This window comes from Enterobacter sp. NFIX59 (assembly GCF_900113755.1).
GTDB lineage: Bacteria > Pseudomonadota > Gammaproteobacteria > Enterobacterales > Enterobacteriaceae > Enterobacter > Enterobacter pseudoroggenkampii.
The window spans coordinates 433,793-450,405 of the sequence record NZ_FOQN01000001.1; the positions used below are offsets into that span (position 1 = coordinate 433,793).

Annotated in this window: 13 protein-coding genes; 9 read left to right on the plus strand and 4 right to left on the minus strand. The window is 57.8% G+C overall.

Annotated elements, in window-relative coordinates:
- Positions 1-7: 7 nt before the first annotated feature.
- Positions 8-538 (minus strand): cytochrome b561, encoded by a 531-nt coding sequence (cybB, locus tag BM007_RS01995; RefSeq protein WP_061715205.1) that lies wholly within the window; start codon positions 536-538, stop codon positions 8-10.
- A gap of 189 nt (positions 539-727) precedes the next feature.
- On the opposite strand from cybB, the gene gap reads away from it, so the two are divergent.
- Positions 728-1,729 carry a type I glyceraldehyde-3-phosphate dehydrogenase gene (gene gap, locus BM007_RS02000; RefSeq protein ID WP_024908382.1) on the plus strand — a complete coding sequence of 334 codons (1,002 nt, stop codon included), beginning with the start codon at positions 728-730 and terminating at the stop codon, positions 1,727-1,729.
- A 62-nt stretch (positions 1,730-1,791) separates the two neighbouring features.
- Here the strand turns inward: gap and BM007_RS02005 are convergent, their stop codons facing one another.
- Positions 1,792-2,586, minus strand: coding sequence for a YdcF family protein (locus BM007_RS02005; protein WP_090417049.1), 795 nt, complete (start codon positions 2,584-2,586; stop codon positions 1,792-1,794).
- A 327-nt stretch (positions 2,587-2,913) separates the two neighbouring features.
- Between BM007_RS02005 and BM007_RS02010 the strand changes: the two genes are divergently transcribed.
- The 5 genes from BM007_RS02010 to BM007_RS02030 all read left to right on the plus strand — a co-directional run bounded on the left by BM007_RS02010 (position 2,914) and on the right by BM007_RS02030 (position 9,269).
- Positions 2,914-4,233: an MFS transporter gene (locus tag BM007_RS02010; RefSeq protein WP_090418188.1), complete on the plus strand. Its 1,320-nt coding sequence runs from the start codon at positions 2,914-2,916 to the stop codon at positions 4,231-4,233.
- Positions 4,234-4,391: 158 nt separating this feature from the next.
- Positions 4,392-6,044: an MFS transporter gene (locus tag BM007_RS02015; protein ID WP_045910485.1), complete on the plus strand. Its 1,653-nt coding sequence runs from the start codon at positions 4,392-4,394 to the stop codon at positions 6,042-6,044.
- 22 nt (positions 6,045-6,066) lie between these two features.
- Positions 6,067-7,146, plus strand: a complete 1,080-nt coding sequence (locus BM007_RS02020) for an HlyD family secretion protein (protein ID WP_048223106.1) — start codon at positions 6,067-6,069, stop codon at positions 7,144-7,146.
- Positions 7,146-8,525: an efflux transporter outer membrane subunit gene (locus BM007_RS02025; protein WP_061715209.1), complete on the plus strand. Its 1,380-nt coding sequence runs from the start codon at positions 7,146-7,148 to the stop codon at positions 8,523-8,525. Before BM007_RS02020 ends, BM007_RS02025 begins: the two co-directional genes overlap by 1 nt.
- 84 nt (positions 8,526-8,609) lie before the next feature.
- Positions 8,610-9,269, plus strand: coding sequence for an O-methyltransferase (locus BM007_RS02030; RefSeq protein WP_061715210.1), 660 nt, complete (start codon positions 8,610-8,612; stop codon positions 9,267-9,269).
- Between the two features lie 70 nt (positions 9,270-9,339).
- Here BM007_RS02030 and hrpA read toward each other — a convergent pair whose 3' ends face one another.
- Positions 9,340-13,242, minus strand: coding sequence for an ATP-dependent RNA helicase HrpA (hrpA, locus tag BM007_RS02035; RefSeq protein ID WP_061715211.1), 3,903 nt, complete (start codon positions 13,240-13,242; stop codon positions 9,340-9,342).
- 205 nt (positions 13,243-13,447) lie between these two features.
- Here hrpA and azoR point away from each other — a divergent pair, with 205 nt between their 5' ends.
- A complete protein-coding gene (azoR, locus tag BM007_RS02040) occupies positions 13,448-14,053 on the plus strand; it encodes an FMN-dependent NADH-azoreductase (protein ID WP_090417052.1) in 606 nt (201 codons plus the stop codon).
- Between the two features lie 89 nt (positions 14,054-14,142).
- Positions 14,143-14,829 (plus strand): RluA family pseudouridine synthase, encoded by a 687-nt coding sequence (locus BM007_RS02045; RefSeq protein WP_048990896.1) that lies wholly within the window; start codon positions 14,143-14,145, stop codon positions 14,827-14,829.
- Between the two features lie 7 nt (positions 14,830-14,836).
- Here BM007_RS02045 and BM007_RS02050 read toward each other — a convergent pair whose 3' ends face one another.
- A complete protein-coding gene (locus tag BM007_RS02050; RefSeq protein WP_008502315.1) occupies positions 14,837-15,376 on the minus strand; it encodes a DUF2058 domain-containing protein in 540 nt (179 codons plus the stop codon).
- Positions 15,377-15,619: 243 nt separating this feature from the next.
- Between BM007_RS02050 and BM007_RS02055 the strand changes: the two genes are divergently transcribed.
- Entirely contained in the window at positions 15,620-16,594 is a 975-nt protein-coding gene (locus BM007_RS02055) for a DUF1852 domain-containing protein (RefSeq protein WP_048990895.1), read from the plus strand.
- The last annotated feature ends 19 nt before the right edge of the window (positions 16,595-16,613 follow it).

Genomic DNA, 16,613 nt, shown 5'->3' on the forward strand with positions numbered 1-16,613 from the left:
GAGAAGACTACGAACGCTTTTTCGGCATCATGCGCAGAAGAGTATTATCTTTCCAGAAATAGTGATGCATCAGCGCCGCCGCCGCGTGCAGGCCAATCACAAAATAGCCCAGGTTTGCCAGCGTCTCGTGCCACGCCTTCAGCGTATCCACCAGATCAAAATTGGACTCCGCCGCATGCGGCATCGCCAGGCCAAAGGCAAACCAGTCGCTGCCCCGGTTGTACATCATCACAATCCCAATCAGCGGCAGCGCAATAAACAGCAGATACACCACCAGATGCCCCAGATGAGACATCCCCGTCACCATCGCTTTTGGCTTCGGCTGAATCGGGGGCGAGCGGAACTTCAGGCGAACCAGCAGACGCGTCACCATCAGCACCAGAATACCGATCCCGCATGAGACGTGGATCATATTGATCGCCGGACGCGCGGTGCGCGGGAAGAAACCTTTGAACTCCATGGCGCAGTAGGCGACGATAATTAACAGAAACACCAGCCAGTGGATGCCGATTTGCAGGCTTGTATATTTAGTGCGCATGTGATTTCTCGATTATAAACAGTTACCGCGCCAACATAATCCCCTTTCCTTAAAAATTCATTAACTTTTCTGTATGGATTTTCAAATACTTCCCCCCGCATGAAGCATCTTCAATTGCCGCCCTGCCCGTGATGGTCTAAGCCTGGATGAGTTCAAACTGTCGCATCGACACGTTTACAGGAGAACACCATGAGTAAAATTGGCATTAACGGCTTTGGACGCATTGGGCGCCTTGTCCTGCGTCGCCTTCTTGAAACCCAGGACAGTAATACCGTCGTCGCCATCAACGACCTCACCTCCCCGAAAGTACTGGCCTACCTGCTCAGGCATGATTCCAACTACGGTGGCTTCCCGTGGAGCGTAGATTTCACCGAGGATGCGCTGATTGTTGATGGTAAAACCATTGCGGTGTACGCCGAAAAAGAGGCGAAGCACATTCCGTGGAAAACCGCCGGTGTGGATATCGTCGTGGAGTGCACCGGCTTTTATACCTCTGAAGAGAAATCACGGGCGCACCTGGACGCCGGCGCGAAGAAAGTGCTGATCTCTGCCCCTGCGGGTGACATGAAAACCATCGTCTACAGCGTGAACGACGACACCATTGACGCCGGTGATACCATCATCTCCGTCGCCTCCTGCACCACCAACTGCCTCGCCCCGCTGGCCAAAGCCCTGAACGATGCGTTTGAAATAAAAGTGGGCACCATGACCACCATTCACGCTTATACCGGCACGCAGGCGCTGGTGGATGGCCCGCGCGGGAAAGATCTTCGCGCCTCGCGGGCGGCGGCAGAGAATATCATTCCGCATACCACCGGCGCCGCCAAAGCCATTGGTCTGGTGATCCCTGCGCTCAGCGGCAAACTGAAAGGCCACGCGCAGCGCGTGCCGGTTAAAACGGGCTCCGTTACCGAACTGGTGGCCATTCTGGGCAAGAAAGTGACCGTTGAGGAGATCAACGCCGCGCTGAAAAAGGCGACGCAGGGCAATAAATCGTTCGGGTATACCGATGAAGAGATCGTGTCGTCAGATGTGATTGGTTCACATTATGGTTCAGTGTTTGACGCCACGCAGACGGAGGTGTCAGAAGCGGGAGACCTTCAACTGGTGAAAGCCGTTGCCTGGTATGACAACGAGTATGGGTTTGTGACGCAGCTGGTGCGGACGCTGGATAAGTTTGCGGCGCTGTGATTTTTCCCACCCACCCCTCACCCTAACCCTCTCCCCAAAGGGGCGAGGGGATTGTTCCGTGCCTAAATTATTTTACGTGCGCCCTTCAGGACAGGATCCTGCTGCAGCTGTTTCCATGCGGCGGTGACGGCCTCGGGGAATTCAACGTGAGCAATATAATCCCGCCCGGCCGGGCCATAGCCGTTGGCGTTATCATACAGGCGCGGCAGTTCCCCCATAACCAGTGAAAGGTAACGGTCAACGGGCCACAGGCCGGTGTTGCCCTCGCTGAATTCCACGCCCTCGTTTCCGTTTTGCAGTGTCGGCGTAAACCCCGGATGGCTGAGCCACTGCGGTGAAACGGGCTCATCCCGACAAACGCGGGCAAATGTCGCCATCGTGCGGCGCTGCATCGTCGGATCCTGCACCACCAGCACCCGCCCGGTCGTTCGATGATGCTGTTTCAGCATGTTCCAGCTAAAGCGCGCGTTTTCACCGCAGTTGGTGGAGCGATCCTCAACCCACAGCTGCGCCTCGGGGATCTGCCAGAACGCCCGCGCAATGTCGGCAAGAATGCTCGCTTCAGCCCGCCCGGTGACCGGTACGGTGTGGTAACACGGATGATTGCCAATCGCGGTATATAAAAAGCTAGTCGAATGCCCGATGCCGCCGCTAATCAGAAGCGGCACGTCTTGCTGAGAGGCCATCCGGCAGGCCGCGTCAATGGTTGGGATCACCGCGTTTCCTGCCAGAATCACCGCATCGACTTCCGGGAGCGGACGCGTCGCGCTCAGGTCATCCTGCGCCAGCCATTCACCGACAGTATTGATGGCCGCCAGCGTGGCATTCGCCAGAACGGGAAAATGGGGCTGAACCATGGTGAACTCCTCACGTTGTTGAAGCACCGAATTTATCATTTTTCTGAAATAACCAGAAACATCCAAAAATCATCGGGTTGCACCTGCCTATTATGCTTTTGATTTCCAGCCTTACAAAACATTGTATTGTACAGGCGTCATGAAAAAGCACCCAGCGCTGCTTATTTCACCGTGATCTGACCAGTTTTATCCCCCCTGCGCTTGCCAAACGCAACATCCAACCCTAAGTTGCTTAACAATTTCACAACCTTTTTCATCATCACAGGTTGCACCTGAAGCGCGCCAGGTGACACCTCTCTCATCATCAACGTGGCGGGGTTTCTGGTCATGACAGAACATGAAAGTACGACGACGGTATTACGAAAAAATAAAAAGGTGTTAATCGCCAGCCTTACCGGGAGCGCCATTGAATGGTTTGACTATTTTCTCTACGGTACGGCGGCCGCGCTGGTCTTCAATAAGATCTTTTTCCCGATGGTCGATCCGGTGATCGGACTCATTCTCTCTTATCTCTCTTTCTCCTTAACCTTCTTTATTCGCCCCATTGGTGGGGTACTTTTCGCCCACATTGGCGACCGCATCGGACGTAAAAAAACCCTCGTGTTGACCCTCTCTTTGATGGGAGGTGCAACCGTCATGATTGGCCTGCTGCCCACGTATGAGATGATTGGCCTGTGGGCGCCCGCTCTGCTGATCCTGATGCGTATCATTCAGGGGATGGGCATTGGCGGTGAATGGGGCGGCGCGCTACTGCTGGCCTATGAATATGCGCCAGAAAAACGTAAAGGCTTCTTCGGCAGTATTCCGCAGGCGGGCGTCACCATCGGTATGCTGATGGCAACTTTTATCGTTTCGCTGATGACCCTGTTCAGCGAGGCGGATTTCCTCTCCTGGGGCTGGCGCATCCCGTTCCTGCTAAGCTCGGTTCTGGTGTTGCTCGGCCTGTGGATCCGCAAAGATATTGATGAAACGCCCGATTTTAAGCGAGTCAAAGCGTCCGGTCAGGTGGCTAAGGCCCCGCTGCGCGATACGCTGAAGCATCACTGGCGTGAAGTGTTGATTGCCGCCGGTCTGAAGGTGGTTGAAACCGCCCCCTTCTACATCTTCTCGACCTTCGTGGTGAGCTATGCCACCAGCACGCTGACGTATCAGAAATCGCAGGCGCTGGAAGCCGTGACGCTGGGTGCGCTGGTGGCGACCATTATGATCCCGCTAATGGGGCTGCTCTCCGATAAGGTAGGCCGTCAGCGCATGTACGCGATCAGCGTCTTCGTGCTGGGCCTGTTTATCGTACCGTGGTTTATGCTGCTCAATACCGGCACCACATGGGGTATCGTGCTCGCGACGATCATCGCCTTTGGCGTGCTGTGGGCCCCTGTCACCGCGGTACTGGGCACGCTGTGCTCTGAAATCTTTAGTGCAAACGTGCGCTACACCGGCATTACTCTAGGCTATCAGCTGGGTGCCGCGCTGGCAGGCGGTACCGCGCCGCTGATTGCGACCGGACTGCTGGCAAAATACGACGGCGACTGGGTGCCGGTGGCCTGGTATCTTGCCGTCACGGTGACCATTTCTTTAATCGCGATTTTCTGCGCCAGCCGCGTTAAGCGCGCCACTCTCATCCAGGCGCAGCCCGAACGTCTCTGACCCTTCCCGGCCCGTCCTGCGGGCCGCTCTTTTTCCTTAAATTTCCCTTCACCATTTGATTAACATGCGTAAATCATATTCACTTGAATTATCATTTGCGGGAGTCGTAGAATCGCTAGCCCGCTAATTATTCAATCATTTCTAAGGTAAACGACGTTATGCGCCTGCCCGAACGCGACCCTTATGCTCCTCGCGAGTGGCAGCCACATGAGAAACCCGCCCTGCTGGGTTCGCCCTCCACGCCCGAACACAGTACGCCAAAACGCATTGCCTACGGCGTCGTGGGCCTGCTGGTCTGCCTGACGGGGGCGCTGGGGAATGCGGTGGTGACCGCCAACCTGCAAAATTTGCAGGGAACCTTCGGCGCCTGGTCAACCGAAATCGCCTGGCTGCCCGCGGTCTATGTGATGACCAACATCTCCATCAACCTGCTGCTGGTGAAATTCCGCCAGCAGTACGGTTTGCGCGCCTTTACGGAAGGTTTTCTGGTGCTGTACGTGCTGGTCACCTTCTTCCATCTTTTCGTAAACGATCTCAGCTCGGCGCTGATGGTTCGCGCCGCGCACGGCATGGTGGCCGCCGCGCTCAGCTCACTGGGGATTTACTATCAAATCCAGGCCTGGCCTGCGAAGCACCGCCTGAAGGCGCTGACCATCGGCATCACCGGATCGTCGCTCGCCATCCCGCTAGCCCGCCTGTTTTCGACCGAGCTGCTGCAGCTGGACGAGTGGCGCGGGCTCTATTTCTTCGAACTGGGGCTGGCGCTGATCTCCCTGGCCTGCGTAATCGCCTTAAAACTGCCGCCGGGCGACCGGCGCAAGGTCTTCGAGAAAAAAGACTTTATCACCTTCTTTTTAATGGCCCCCGGGATGGCCCTCCTCTGCGCCGTGCTCTCTTTAGGCCGCCTTGACTGGTGGTTCGAAGCGCCTTGGATCGGCTGGTCGCTGGCCCTATCGCTGGTGCTGATTGTCGCAGCCATCGTCTTTGAACATAACCGCAGCAACCCGCTGCTGAACACCCGCTGGCTGTCGAGCGGCAGCATCGTCCGTCTGGGGCTGATTATGCTGCTGATCCGTATCGTGCTGGCCGAGCAAAACACCGGCGTCATCGGCTGGCTGCAGTACGTGGGCTTACAGAACGAGCAGATGACGCACCTGGCGTGGTCTATTTTCGCCGGGATCGTCTGCGGGATTGTCACCAGCTGTCTCACCATCAAGCCAACGAAACTGGCGTGGCCAATCATCACGTCTCTGGCGCTGATGATTGTTGCCTCGCTGCTGGACAGCCAGTCCAACAACCTGACCCGTCCGGATCAGCTGATGGTAAGCCAGTTCCTGCTGGGCTTCGGCAGCGCCTTCTTCCTGGCGCCCGCTATGCTGGCCGCCATTGGCGGGGTGATCGCCGACCCGCGTAACCTGGTCAGCTTCTCGGTGATGTTTGGCATGAGCCAGAACCTCGGTGGCCTGCTGGGCTCCGCGATCCTCGGCACCTTCCAGACCTGGCGCGAGAAGTACCACTCCAGCCTGCTGGCGGACCAGCTCACCACGCTCAACCCGCTGGTCAACGAGCGAATTCAGCTTTATACCCAAATGTACAAAAGCCTGATTGGCGACAGCGCGCTGCTGGGCACCCAGGCGATAACGCAGCTGCAAACGGTGACCGCGCTGGAGGCGAATATTCTGGCCTACAACGATACTTATCTGCTGACGGCGAGCATCGCTGCCGCCACGCTGGTCTGGATTTTATGGCGCTTGCTGCGCCTGCGCATCACTGCCCGTCTGGCGCTGAAGAACGCCACCGGCAACAAATAATTGAAAGAGTTCTGGAGAGTTTATGAGTCAGCAGGATGCCGCCAAAGAGCAGGCCAACACCCGCAAAAATGTGCGCATTGTTTCCGTTTTCACCGCCGCAGCCATCGGTATCGTCGGCGTACTGGTGATCCTTTATGCGTGGCAACTGCCGCCGTTCACCCGTCACGCGCAGTTTACCGATAACGCCTACGTGCGCGGCCAGACGACGTTTATCAGCCCGCAGGTGAACGGCTATATCACCGAGGTGAAGGTTCAGGACTTTGTGCAGGTCAAAAAAGGTGACCTGCTGCTGCAGATTGATGACCGTATCTACCGTCAGCGCGTGCACCAGGCCGAGGCGCAGCTGGCGATGAAAATTGCCGCCCTGAATAACAACCTGCAGCAGCGTAAAAGCGCCGAAGCAACGATCGCCAAAAATGACGCCGCGCTGAAAAATGCCCGCGCGCAGAGCCTGAAAAGCCAGGCGGATTTAAAGCGGGTGAAAGAGCTGACGTCTGACGGCTCGCTTTCCATTCGCGAACGCGACGCGGCGCTGGCCAGTGCCGCTCAGGGCAGTGCCGACATTGACCAGGCGAAAGCCGCGCTTGAGATGTCGCGTCAGGATCTGCAGACGGTGATTGTCAATCGCGGTGCGCTGGAGGCGGATGTTGAAAACGCCAAAGCCGCTCTGGAGCTGGCACAGATTGACCTGCAAAACACCCGCATTGTGGCACCGCGTGACGGTCAGCTCGGCCAGATCGCCGTGCGTCTCGGGGCCTACGTGACCGCCGGGACGCACCTCACCACCCTGGTGCCGCCGCAGCACTGGGTCATTGCCAATATTAAAGAGACCCAGCTCGCGGAGCTGCGCGTCGGTCAGCCGGTGAAATTCACCGTTGATGCCCTGAACAACAAAGCGTATCAGGGACGCGTGGAGAGCATCTCTCCGGCAACCGGCGTGGAGTTCAGCGCCATCACGCCGGACAACGCCACCGGCAACTTTGTCAAAATTGCCCAGCGTATTCCGGTGCGCATTGAGGTGCTCGGTAAGCCAGAAGATTCCGCGCTACTGCGTCCGGGTATGTCGGTACAGGTGACCATTGATACGCGGGAGGCGAAGTAATGATCCTTCGCCCGATAGCCGTGCTGGTGGCGGCGGTCATGCTGGCCGGATGCCAGTCCGTTGACGTCAAGCCGGCGCAGCCGACGCTGCACATCCCCACCCAGTGGCGCACCGTCTCCGGCCCTGCCAGCCCGACGGAGCAGCTCTGGTGGCGCAATTTCCATGACAACCATCTCAACCGCTATGTGGACCAGGCGCTGCAGAATAACAGCGACGTGCTGATCGCCCGCGAACGGATAAACGAGTATCAGGCGCGGGTCTATGCGGCCGACGGTAGCCTGTTTCCCTCGCTTGATGCAGGCGTAACCGGGACGCGCGCCCGTTCACAATCCGCCGCGACCGGGCTGCCGGTTTACGGCACGCTGTACAGAGGGAGCCTGACGGCGAGCTATGACGTGGATATCTGGGGCGTCAACCGCAGCACCTCTCGCGCTGCCGAAGCCTCGCTGGCAGCGCAAAAAGCCGCCGCCGCGGCCGCGGATTTGACCGTTGCCTCGTCCGTTGCATCCGGCTACGTCACCCTGCTCTCGCTTGACGAACAGCTGCGCGTGACCGAATCCACGCTGAAATCGCGCGAAGAGGCGTTTAATCTTGCGAAGCGTCAGTTTGAGACGGGCTACAGCTCGCGCCTGGAGCTGATGCAGTCGGATTCCGAGCTTCGCTCAACACGGGCGCAGGTGCCCGTGCTGCAGCACCAGATTGCACAGCAGGAGAATGCCCTGAGCCTGCTGCTGGGAAGCAACCCCGGCGACGTGGCGCGCAGCGCAAGCTTCGCGGCACTGACGCCGCTGACGCTGCCGTCGCAGCTGCCTTCTGCGCTCCTGAACCGCCGCCCGGATATCGTCCAGGCCGAACGCCAGCTGGTGGCGGCTGACGCCTCGCTCGCGGCGTCGCGCGCCAGCCTGCTGCCGTCGATCAACCTGACCGCCAGCGGATCGGTTCAGGATCGCACCCTATCCGGCCTGCTGGACAACCCGCTTCAGCTCTGGAGCGTCGGGGGCAGTATTCTCGCCCCGCTGCTGAACCGCCAGGCGCTGAATGCGCAGGTAGACATTTCGCAGTCCCAGCGTAACCAGGCGCTGTACGCCTATGAAAAAACCGTGCGTAACGCGTTTGCCGAAGTCAACAACAGCCTTGATGCGATAAGTCGCTATCAGGAACAGCTGACGGAGCTGCTTGCCCAGCAGGATGTGGCGCAGGAGACGCTGCGCATTGCGCAGAATCGCTATCGCAACGGTTATTCCTCCTATCTTGACGTGCTGGACGCGCAGCGCACGCTGTACTCGGTTCAGACCAGCGTGGTGCAGGTGAAAAATAACCTGCTGCTGGCGCAGATTGATTTGTATAAAGCGCTGGGCGGCGGCTGGGTCAATGTCTGAAGGCGCTTAACGGGCCTGGATTTCGTCACGTAGGCCGGGTAAGGCGCAGCCGCCACCCGGCGATTCCCCCTCAGGAGACAATCTATGCAACAACAGTGGTCTGCAGTTGATAATTTCATGATTTCTTCGCTTATTCCTGACGATGACGTACTGAGCCAGGTTCTGGAAAACAACAAGCGCGCCGGGCTACCCGAACACGATGTCGCCGCCAATCAGGGGCAGCTGCTGGCACTGTTCGTGCGCATGACGCAGGCAAGACGCATTCTTGAGATTGGGACGCTGGGTGCCTACAGCTCAATCTGGATGGCGCGTGCGCTGCCGCCGGACGGTAAGCTGATTACGCTTGAGGCCAATCCGACGCATGCCGGGGTTGCCCGCCAGAATATTCACCTCGCGGGGCTAGACGAACGTATTGAATTAATTGAAGGCCCGGCCCTGAGTTCGCTGGAGAATTTCGGTGAGGTTCCGTCGTTCGACCTGATCTTTATCGATGCCGATAAGCCAAACAATCCCGGCTATCTGGAGTGGGCGCTGCACTATTCCCGTCCCGGCACGGTAATCATTGGCGATAACGTGGTGCGCGACGGCGAGGTCATTAACGGGCAAAGCGACGACGCGCGCGTGCTGGGCGTGCGGCGGTTTATCGAGATGATTGGGGATAACCCGCGCTTAACCGCCACCGCGCTGCAAACGGTGGGGGTTAAGGGATGGGATGGGTTTACGCTGGCAATGGTGAACGGGTGATAATTGTGCGGGCTGATGCCCTCATCCCGGCCCTCTCCCACAGGGAGAGGGCGAAAACCGGGCAAGGGTTTTAACCGGAAATCTGCTCCATCGCCTGCAGAATACGCTTGTCCGAAATCGGATACGGCGTACCGAGCTGCTGGGCAAAGAAGCTGACGCGCAGCTCCTCAATCATCCAGCGGATCGCATGCACGTCTTCATCGTCGCGGCGCGCTGGCGGCAGCTTGTTGAGCCACTGCTGCCACGCCTGCTGCACGCTTTCCACTTTCAGCATCTGCGCGCGATCGCGGTGCGGGTCGATAGCCATTTTTTCCAGACGTTTTTCAATCGCCTGCAGATAGCGCAGCGTATCGCCCAGGCGCTTAAAGCCGTTGCCGGTGACAAAGCCGCGATAGACCAGCCCCGCCATCTGCGCCTTCACGTCCGAGAGCCCCAGCGCCATGGTCATATCCACGCGCCCCTTCAGGCGCTTGTTGATATTGAACACGGCGGTGAGGATCTGCTCGACCTGTTTGGCAATCTCCACCACGGTGTCGTTCAGCTCCGCGCGCACCTTTTCATGAAGCTGTGCAAAGCCCTCTTCCGTCCAGACCGGGCCGCCCGCCTCATGGATCAGCTTGTCCACGCCGCAGGAGATGCAGTCGTCAATCAGATCCAGCACCTTGCCGTACGGGTTAAAGTACAGCCCCAGCTTGGCTTTGTTCGGCAGCTTCTCGTGCAGATACTTGATCGGCGACGGGATGTTGAGCAGCAGCAGACGACGCAGCCCGCGCCACATCATCTGCTGCTGTTCCTGCGGGTTATCAAACAGTTTGATCGCCACGCTGTCGCGCTCGTCCACCAGCGCAGGCCAGGCTTTCACCTTATAGTTGCCGCGCTTCTGCTCGTAGCTTTCCGGAAGCTGACCAAAGCTCCAGATGTGCAGCCCGCTCTGCTCGATGCCGTCGTCCGCCACCGCAGAGAGCGTCTCCTGGACTTTGCCTTTCAGCGCCTCTTTCAGCTCGCTCAGGGAACGCCCTTCCAGCAGCTTTTTATTTTTATCGTCCACCACGCGGAAGCTGATTTTCAGGTGATCGGGCACCTGATCCCAGTTCCAGTCGTCGCGGTCGATGGTCGTTCCGGTCATACGGCGGAACTCACGCTCCAGCGCGTCCAGCAGCGGCAGCTCCAGCGGCGTGACGCGGCCCAAAAACGCTTCCGCGTAGTTTGGCGCAGGCACAAAGTTGCGGCGCACCGGTTTCGGCAGGGATTTGATCAGCGCAATCACCAGCTCGCGGCGCAGGCCGGGGATTTGCCACTCGAACCCGCTCTCATCCACCTGGTTTAACAGCGGCAGCGGAATGTGGACGGTCACGCCGTCCGCGTCTGCCCCCGGCTCAAACTGATAGGTCAGACGCAGCTTGAGGTTGCCCTGATGCCAGAAGTTCGGGTAGTCGAGTTTGCTGACCGACTCCGCGCCCTCTTTAATCAGCATGCTCTTTTCAAAGTTGAGCAGGTCCGGCGTCTCTTTGCTGGCCTTCTTCCACCAGCTGTCGAAGTGGCGGGCGGAAATCACATCGTGGCTGATGCGCTGGTCGTAAAACTCAAACAGCGCCTCATCGTCCACCAGAATGTCACGGCGGCGGGACTTGTGCTCCAGCTCCTCCACTTCGGCGCGCAGCTTCAGGTTTTCACGGAAGAAGGCGTGGCGCGTCTGCCAGTCGCCCTCCACCAGCGCGTGGCGGATAAACAGCTCGCGACTGAGCGCCGGATCGATCTGGCTGTAGTTGACCTTACGCGCGGCGACCACCGGCAGGCCGTAAACGGTCACTTTCTCGGTCGCCATCACCGCGCCCTGCGCGCGCTCCCAGTGCGGTTCACTGTACGAGCGCTTCAGCAGATGCTGCGCCACCGGCTCCACCCATTCCGGATCGATACGCGCGGCAATGCGTCCCCACAGGCGGCTGGTTTCCACCAGCTCCGCGACCATGGTCCATTTCGGCGGCTTCCTGAACAAGCCGGAACCGGGGAAGATTGAGAAACGGGCGTTACGCGCGCCGGTATACTCCTGCTTCTCGGCGTCCTTCATCCCAATGTGGGACAGCAGGCCGGTCAGCAGCGCGATATGAACTTCGCGGTACTCCGCCGGTTCGCTGTTGACCGGAATACCCAGCTCTTTCACCACCTGGCGCAGCTGGGTGTAGATATCCTGCCACTCGCGCACGCGCAGGTAGTTGAGGAAATCTACGCGGCACTGGCGGCGGAACTGATTCGAGGAGAGCGCCTTCTGCTGCTCGCCGAGGTAGTTCCACAGGTTCACAAAGGCGAGGAAATCGGACTCTTTGTCGTGGAAGCGGCGGTGCTTTTCGTCTGACGCCTGCTGTTTGTCCATCGGACGCTCGCGCGGATCCTGAATGGAGAGCGCCGAGGTAATGATCATCGCCTCGCGCACGCAGCCGTGCTTTTGCGCTTCCAGCACCATGCGTGCCAGACGCGGGTCGACCGGCAGCTGGCTGAGCTGGCGGCCCAGCGGTGTCAGCTTGTAGACCGTCGCCTGCTCGTCGGTGGTGATCGCCCCGAGCTCTTCCAGCAGACGCACGCCGTCCTGGATGTTGCGTTTATCCGGCGCTTCGACGAACGGAAACGCCGCGATGTCGCCCAGCCCCAGGGCGGTCATCTGCAGGATAACGGACGCCAGGTTGGTGCGCAGAATTTCCGGGTCGGTAAATTCCGGACGCGACAGGAAATCGTCTTCGGAATAGAGACGAATACAGATCCCTTCCGACACGCGGCCACAGCGGCCCTTACGCTGGTTAGCAGACGCCTGCGAAACGGGCTCAATCGGCAGCCGCTGAACCTTGGTACGGTAGCTGTAGCGGCTGATGCGCGCCGTACCCGGATCGATCACATATTTAATGCCCGGTACGGTCAGCGAGGTTTCCGCCACGTTGGTCGCCAGGACGATGCGGCGTCCGCTGTGCGGCTGGAATACGCGGTTCTGTTCGCTATTGGACAGGCGGGCATACAGCGGCAGGATCTCGGTGTGGCGCAGGTCGCGCTTGCTGAGCGCATCGGCGGTATCGCGAATTTCACGCTCGCCGCTCATGAAGATCAGAATGTCGCCCGCGCTTTCGTTACCCAGCTCGTCGACGGCATCGAAGATGGCCTGCAGCTGGTCGCGCTCGGTATCGTCCGCCTCTTCCACAATCGGGCGATAGCGCACCTCGACCGGATAGGTACGACCAGAGACTTCGATAATCGGCGCATTGTTGAAGTGCTTCGAGAAGCGCTCCGGGTCGATGGTCGCGGAGGTGATGATAACTTTCAGATCCGGGCGACGCGGCAGCAGCTCTTTCAGGTAGCCGAGCAGGAAATCAATGTTCAGGCTACGCTCGTGCGCTTCGTCAATGATGATGGTGTCGTACTGCATCAGCAGGCGATCCTGCTGGATTTCCGCCAGCAGAATACCGTCGGTCATCAGCTTGACCATGGTGTTATCGCTAACGTGGTCGCTGAAGCGCACCTTGTAGCCGATGCAGCCGCCCGGCTCCGTCTGCAGCTCTTCGGCAATACGGTTGGCAACGGTGCGCGCCGCCAGACGACGCGGCTGGGTGTGGCCAATCAGGCCTTTGATCCCGCGGCCCAGCTCCATACAGATTTTCGGCAGCTGGGTGGTTTTCCCCGAACCGGTTTCCCCCGCGACAATCACCACCTGGTGGTCGCGTACGGCCTCGAGAATGTCCTGTTTCTTCTGGCTGACGGGCAGGTTTTCCGGGTAGGTAATCGCCGGACGTGCGGCTTCGCGCAGCACAACTTTCCCTGCAGCCTGTTCAATCTCTTTCGCCATCTCCTGGTAAATGGCCTGTTGTGCATCAGGATTTTTAACCTTCTTGACGCCGTGCAGACGGCGGGCGAAGCGCTGTTTGTCGCGCAGCGTCAGAGAATCGAGCTGTTGCAGGAGCATCGGGAAGGTGAATTTTTGTTGTTCTGTCATAGCGTTAAAGGGCAGTACACGCCCTGATAAACTCTCTTTTTCATGATTGCTATAGAGTACCACACTGACGCCTTTGGCGCCTTATTCAAAAAATTCGAACATAGGCTTCGATATATTGCGCTATCTCTGTGGCAGGATTGTGAATAGAGTGTCAACAAGCAACGGGGCAACCCCCTTCAATCAAATGCAACAACAGGAATCACCCATGAGCAAAGTATTAGTTTTGAAATCCAGTATTCTGGCAGGGTACTCTCAGTCTGGTCAGCTGTCTGATTACTTCGTTGAACAGTGGCGTGAACAGCATTTTGCTGACGAAATCACCGTGCGTGACCTGGCTGCAAACCCAATTCCTGTGCTGGATGGCGAGCTGGTTGGCGCGCTGCGCCCAAGCGATGCACCGCTGTCTCCACGCCAGCAGGAAGCCCTGGCCCTGTCCGACGAGCTGATTGCTGAGCTGCAGGCGCATGACGTTATCGTCATCAACGCCCCAATGTACAACTTCAACATCCCAACCCAGCTGAAGAACTACTTCGACCTGGTGGCGCGCGCTGGCGTAACCTTCCGTTACACCGAGAACGGCCCGGAAGGTCTGGTGAAAGGCAAGCGTGCGATCGTACTGACCAGCCGTGGCGGTATCCATAAAGACACCCCAACCGACCTGGTTGCGCCGTACCTGAGCCTGTTCCTGGGCTTCATCGGCATCACTGACGTGAACTTCGTGTTCGCGGAAGGTATCGCTTACGGTCCGGAAGTGGCGACCAAAGCGCAAACCGACGCGAAAGCCGCCATCGACAGCCTGGTTGCAGCGTAAGACTTCACCCTCTCACCGCCCGGTGGGAGGGTTTTTCTTTTCCCCGCTTTTCGTTATCATCCGCTCCCACTCTCCAGCCGGGCGGCCTGATGTCTGTAATCGTCGATAACTTTATTGCCCCACCTTGTCTCGATGAGATCGAAATTCTCTGGCAGGACGAGCATCTGCTGCTGATCGATAAGCCTTCCGGCCTGCTCAGCCTGTCGGGCAAAAATCCGCAAAACCTTGATTCCGTCCATTATCGTCTGGTTCAGACGTTCCCCGGCTGCACGCTGGTGCACCGTCTGGATTTTGGCACGTCCGGGCTGATGGTGGTTGCGCGCAATAAAGCCATCAACGCGGCGCTGTGCCAGCAGTTCAGCCAGCGCAGCGTGGAGAAAGCCTACAGCGCCCTGCTTTGCGGACATGTGGAAAATGACGAAGGTGTAATCGATGCGCCGATTGCCAAAGACCCGGCGCTGTTCCCGCTGATGTCGATCTGCGCCATCACCGGTAAACCCGCCCGCTCCCGCTATCGGGTTGTGGAACGGTTTTATCAGGGGACGGGGCTGCCGTTAACGCGGGTGAAACTGATCCCGGAGACCGGGCGAACCCATCAGCTGCGTATTCACTGCCAGCAGTTGGGGCACCCTATTCTGGGCTGCGATCTGTATGGCGGTCTTGACGTGCCGGGCGCTGAAGAAACGCCCCGGCTGATGCTGCATGCCAGCGAGCTGAATTTTATTCATCCCGTGAGCGGCGAGCCGGTTAACGCCCGTCACGCCGCCCCGTTCTGAATGCGGTTTACCACATCAAATCGTCAGGGATTTTGAAGTCCGCGTACGGATCGTCTTCGTCCTGCTCTTCCTGGCTGAGCGCGCTGTTTAACACGATGCTGTCGGCATCGCGCTGGGCAATTTTATCGGCCACCACTGCCGGAATGATCGCGTAGTCGCAGTCACCGTTAGCATTTAGCACCAGACGCGCAATCGCCAGACGGCCGTTGATCAGCTGGGTCTGCGTTTGCTTATCGACTTCAATCTTTTTAATCAGCGTACCGTCGGTAAAGTTAAAGGTGATGTTGCCTTTCGCCACGGTGATGCGGTTCATCTCAATCAGCTGCTTCACCTGCGCCTTAAACTCTTTCGCCAGCACGGCCTGCTTCTGCTGCTCGCTCAGCAGCTTGTCACGCTCGATCTGCGCCTTCTTGTTCTCTTCGACCGCTTCACGGGCCTCACGCGCCTGAACGCGTGATTTCTTTGCCGTACGCTGCACTTTCGCCGCTTTCTTGCTGCTGACAAGGCCCGCTTTCAGCATCTGCTCTTGTAAGGTGAGTTTTGTCATGATTGTTTCTAAACCGGTTGGAAATTTTGGGGATTATAGCGGGAATTGAGGAAAGAGTGCGACATTAGCAGAATCGTAGGTCGGGTCCACCCGGCAAGAAGGCAGCGAAACCTCGCGGACTACCCTTCATGAAGTTCGCTCATGTTGCAGTGAAATTAAGTCACTTCCCCTGCGCCGCGGGGTCAGGCATAAATTATGCATTGGTAACTTCTTAGCAACATGAACTTAGGATGCATAACCACAATGAGCAAAGCTTTCACATATAACCTTAAGCGCAGTTGCTTCGATGAGAATTACAACCCGTCAGAAAATACGCGTACGACCACTAACTTTGCCAACCTGGCCCGCGGGGAAAAACGTCAGGAGAACCTGCGCAATACGCTGGTGATGATCAACAACCGCTTCAACGCCTTAGCGCGCTGGGATAACCCAACCGCCGATCGCTACGCGGTAGAGCTTGAAATCATCTCTGTCGATTTGAACATTGGCGCGGAAAAACCGTTCCCGGCCATTGAGATATTGCAAACGTATATTGTCGACAAGAAAAACAACCAGCGTCTCCCTGGCATCGTCGGGAATAACTTCTCGTCTTACGTGCGGGATTATGATTTCAGCGTCCTGCTGCTGGAGCATAACAAGAACCAGCAGCACTTCAGCATTCCGGAAAAGTTTGGCGAGCTGCACGGCAATATCTTCCACCACTTTGTGAACTCACCGGAATACAAAGAGAACTTTAGAAAGGGACCGGTGATCTGCCTGAGCGTCTCCAGCAAAGATACCTATCGCCGCACCGGTAATCAGCACCCCGTGCTGGGCGTTGAGTATCAGCCGGATGGCGAATCGCTCACGGAGCAGTACTTCGCGAAGATGGGCCTGAGCGTGCGCTACTTCATGCCGGAACACAGCGTGGCGCCTTTCGCGTTCTTCTTTACCGGCGATTTGCTGAGCGACTACACCGATCTGGAACTGATTGCCACCATCAGCACGATGGAGACGTTCCAGAAGATCTATCGCCCGGAAATTTATAACGCCAACTCGGCGGCCGGACTGTGCTACCGACCGGATCTGAACCAGCAGGATCACTCCTTAACCAAAATTGTGTATGACCGGGAAGAGCGAAGCCGTCTGGCGATTGAACAGGGTCGATTTACCGAAGAGTACTTCATTAAGCCTTACAAACACATTCTTGAGCAGTGGTCTGATAACTACACGCTTTAATACATCAAAAAAGGTCTTT

What these genes read in the sequence shown, in the direction of transcription:
- cybB (WP_061715205.1), bottom strand. Translation starts at nt 538, where the DNA reads ATGCGCACTAAATATACAAGCCTGCAAATCGGCATCCACTGGCTGGTG.
- gap (WP_024908382.1), top strand. Translation starts at nt 728, where the DNA reads ATGAGTAAAATTGGCATTAACGGCTTTGGACGCATTGGGCGCCTTGTC.
- BM007_RS02005 (WP_090417049.1), bottom strand. Translation starts at nt 2,586, where the DNA reads ATGGTTCAGCCCCATTTTCCCGTTCTGGCGAATGCCACGCTGGCGGCC.
- BM007_RS02010 (WP_090418188.1), top strand. Translation starts at nt 2,914, where the DNA reads ATGACAGAACATGAAAGTACGACGACGGTATTACGAAAAAATAAAAAG.
- BM007_RS02015 (WP_045910485.1), top strand. Translation starts at nt 4,392, where the DNA reads ATGCGCCTGCCCGAACGCGACCCTTATGCTCCTCGCGAGTGGCAGCCA.
- BM007_RS02020 (WP_048223106.1), top strand. Translation starts at nt 6,067, where the DNA reads ATGAGTCAGCAGGATGCCGCCAAAGAGCAGGCCAACACCCGCAAAAAT.
- BM007_RS02025 (WP_061715209.1), top strand. Translation starts at nt 7,146, where the DNA reads ATGATCCTTCGCCCGATAGCCGTGCTGGTGGCGGCGGTCATGCTGGCC.
- BM007_RS02030 (WP_061715210.1), top strand. Translation starts at nt 8,610, where the DNA reads ATGCAACAACAGTGGTCTGCAGTTGATAATTTCATGATTTCTTCGCTT.
- hrpA (WP_061715211.1), bottom strand. Translation starts at nt 13,242, where the DNA reads ATGACAGAACAACAAAAATTCACCTTCCCGATGCTCCTGCAACAGCTC.
- azoR (WP_090417052.1), top strand. Translation starts at nt 13,448, where the DNA reads ATGAGCAAAGTATTAGTTTTGAAATCCAGTATTCTGGCAGGGTACTCT.
- BM007_RS02045 (WP_048990896.1), top strand. Translation starts at nt 14,143, where the DNA reads ATGTCTGTAATCGTCGATAACTTTATTGCCCCACCTTGTCTCGATGAG.
- BM007_RS02050 (WP_008502315.1), bottom strand. Translation starts at nt 15,376, where the DNA reads ATGACAAAACTCACCTTACAAGAGCAGATGCTGAAAGCGGGCCTTGTC.
- BM007_RS02055 (WP_048990895.1), top strand. Translation starts at nt 15,620, where the DNA reads ATGAGCAAAGCTTTCACATATAACCTTAAGCGCAGTTGCTTCGATGAG.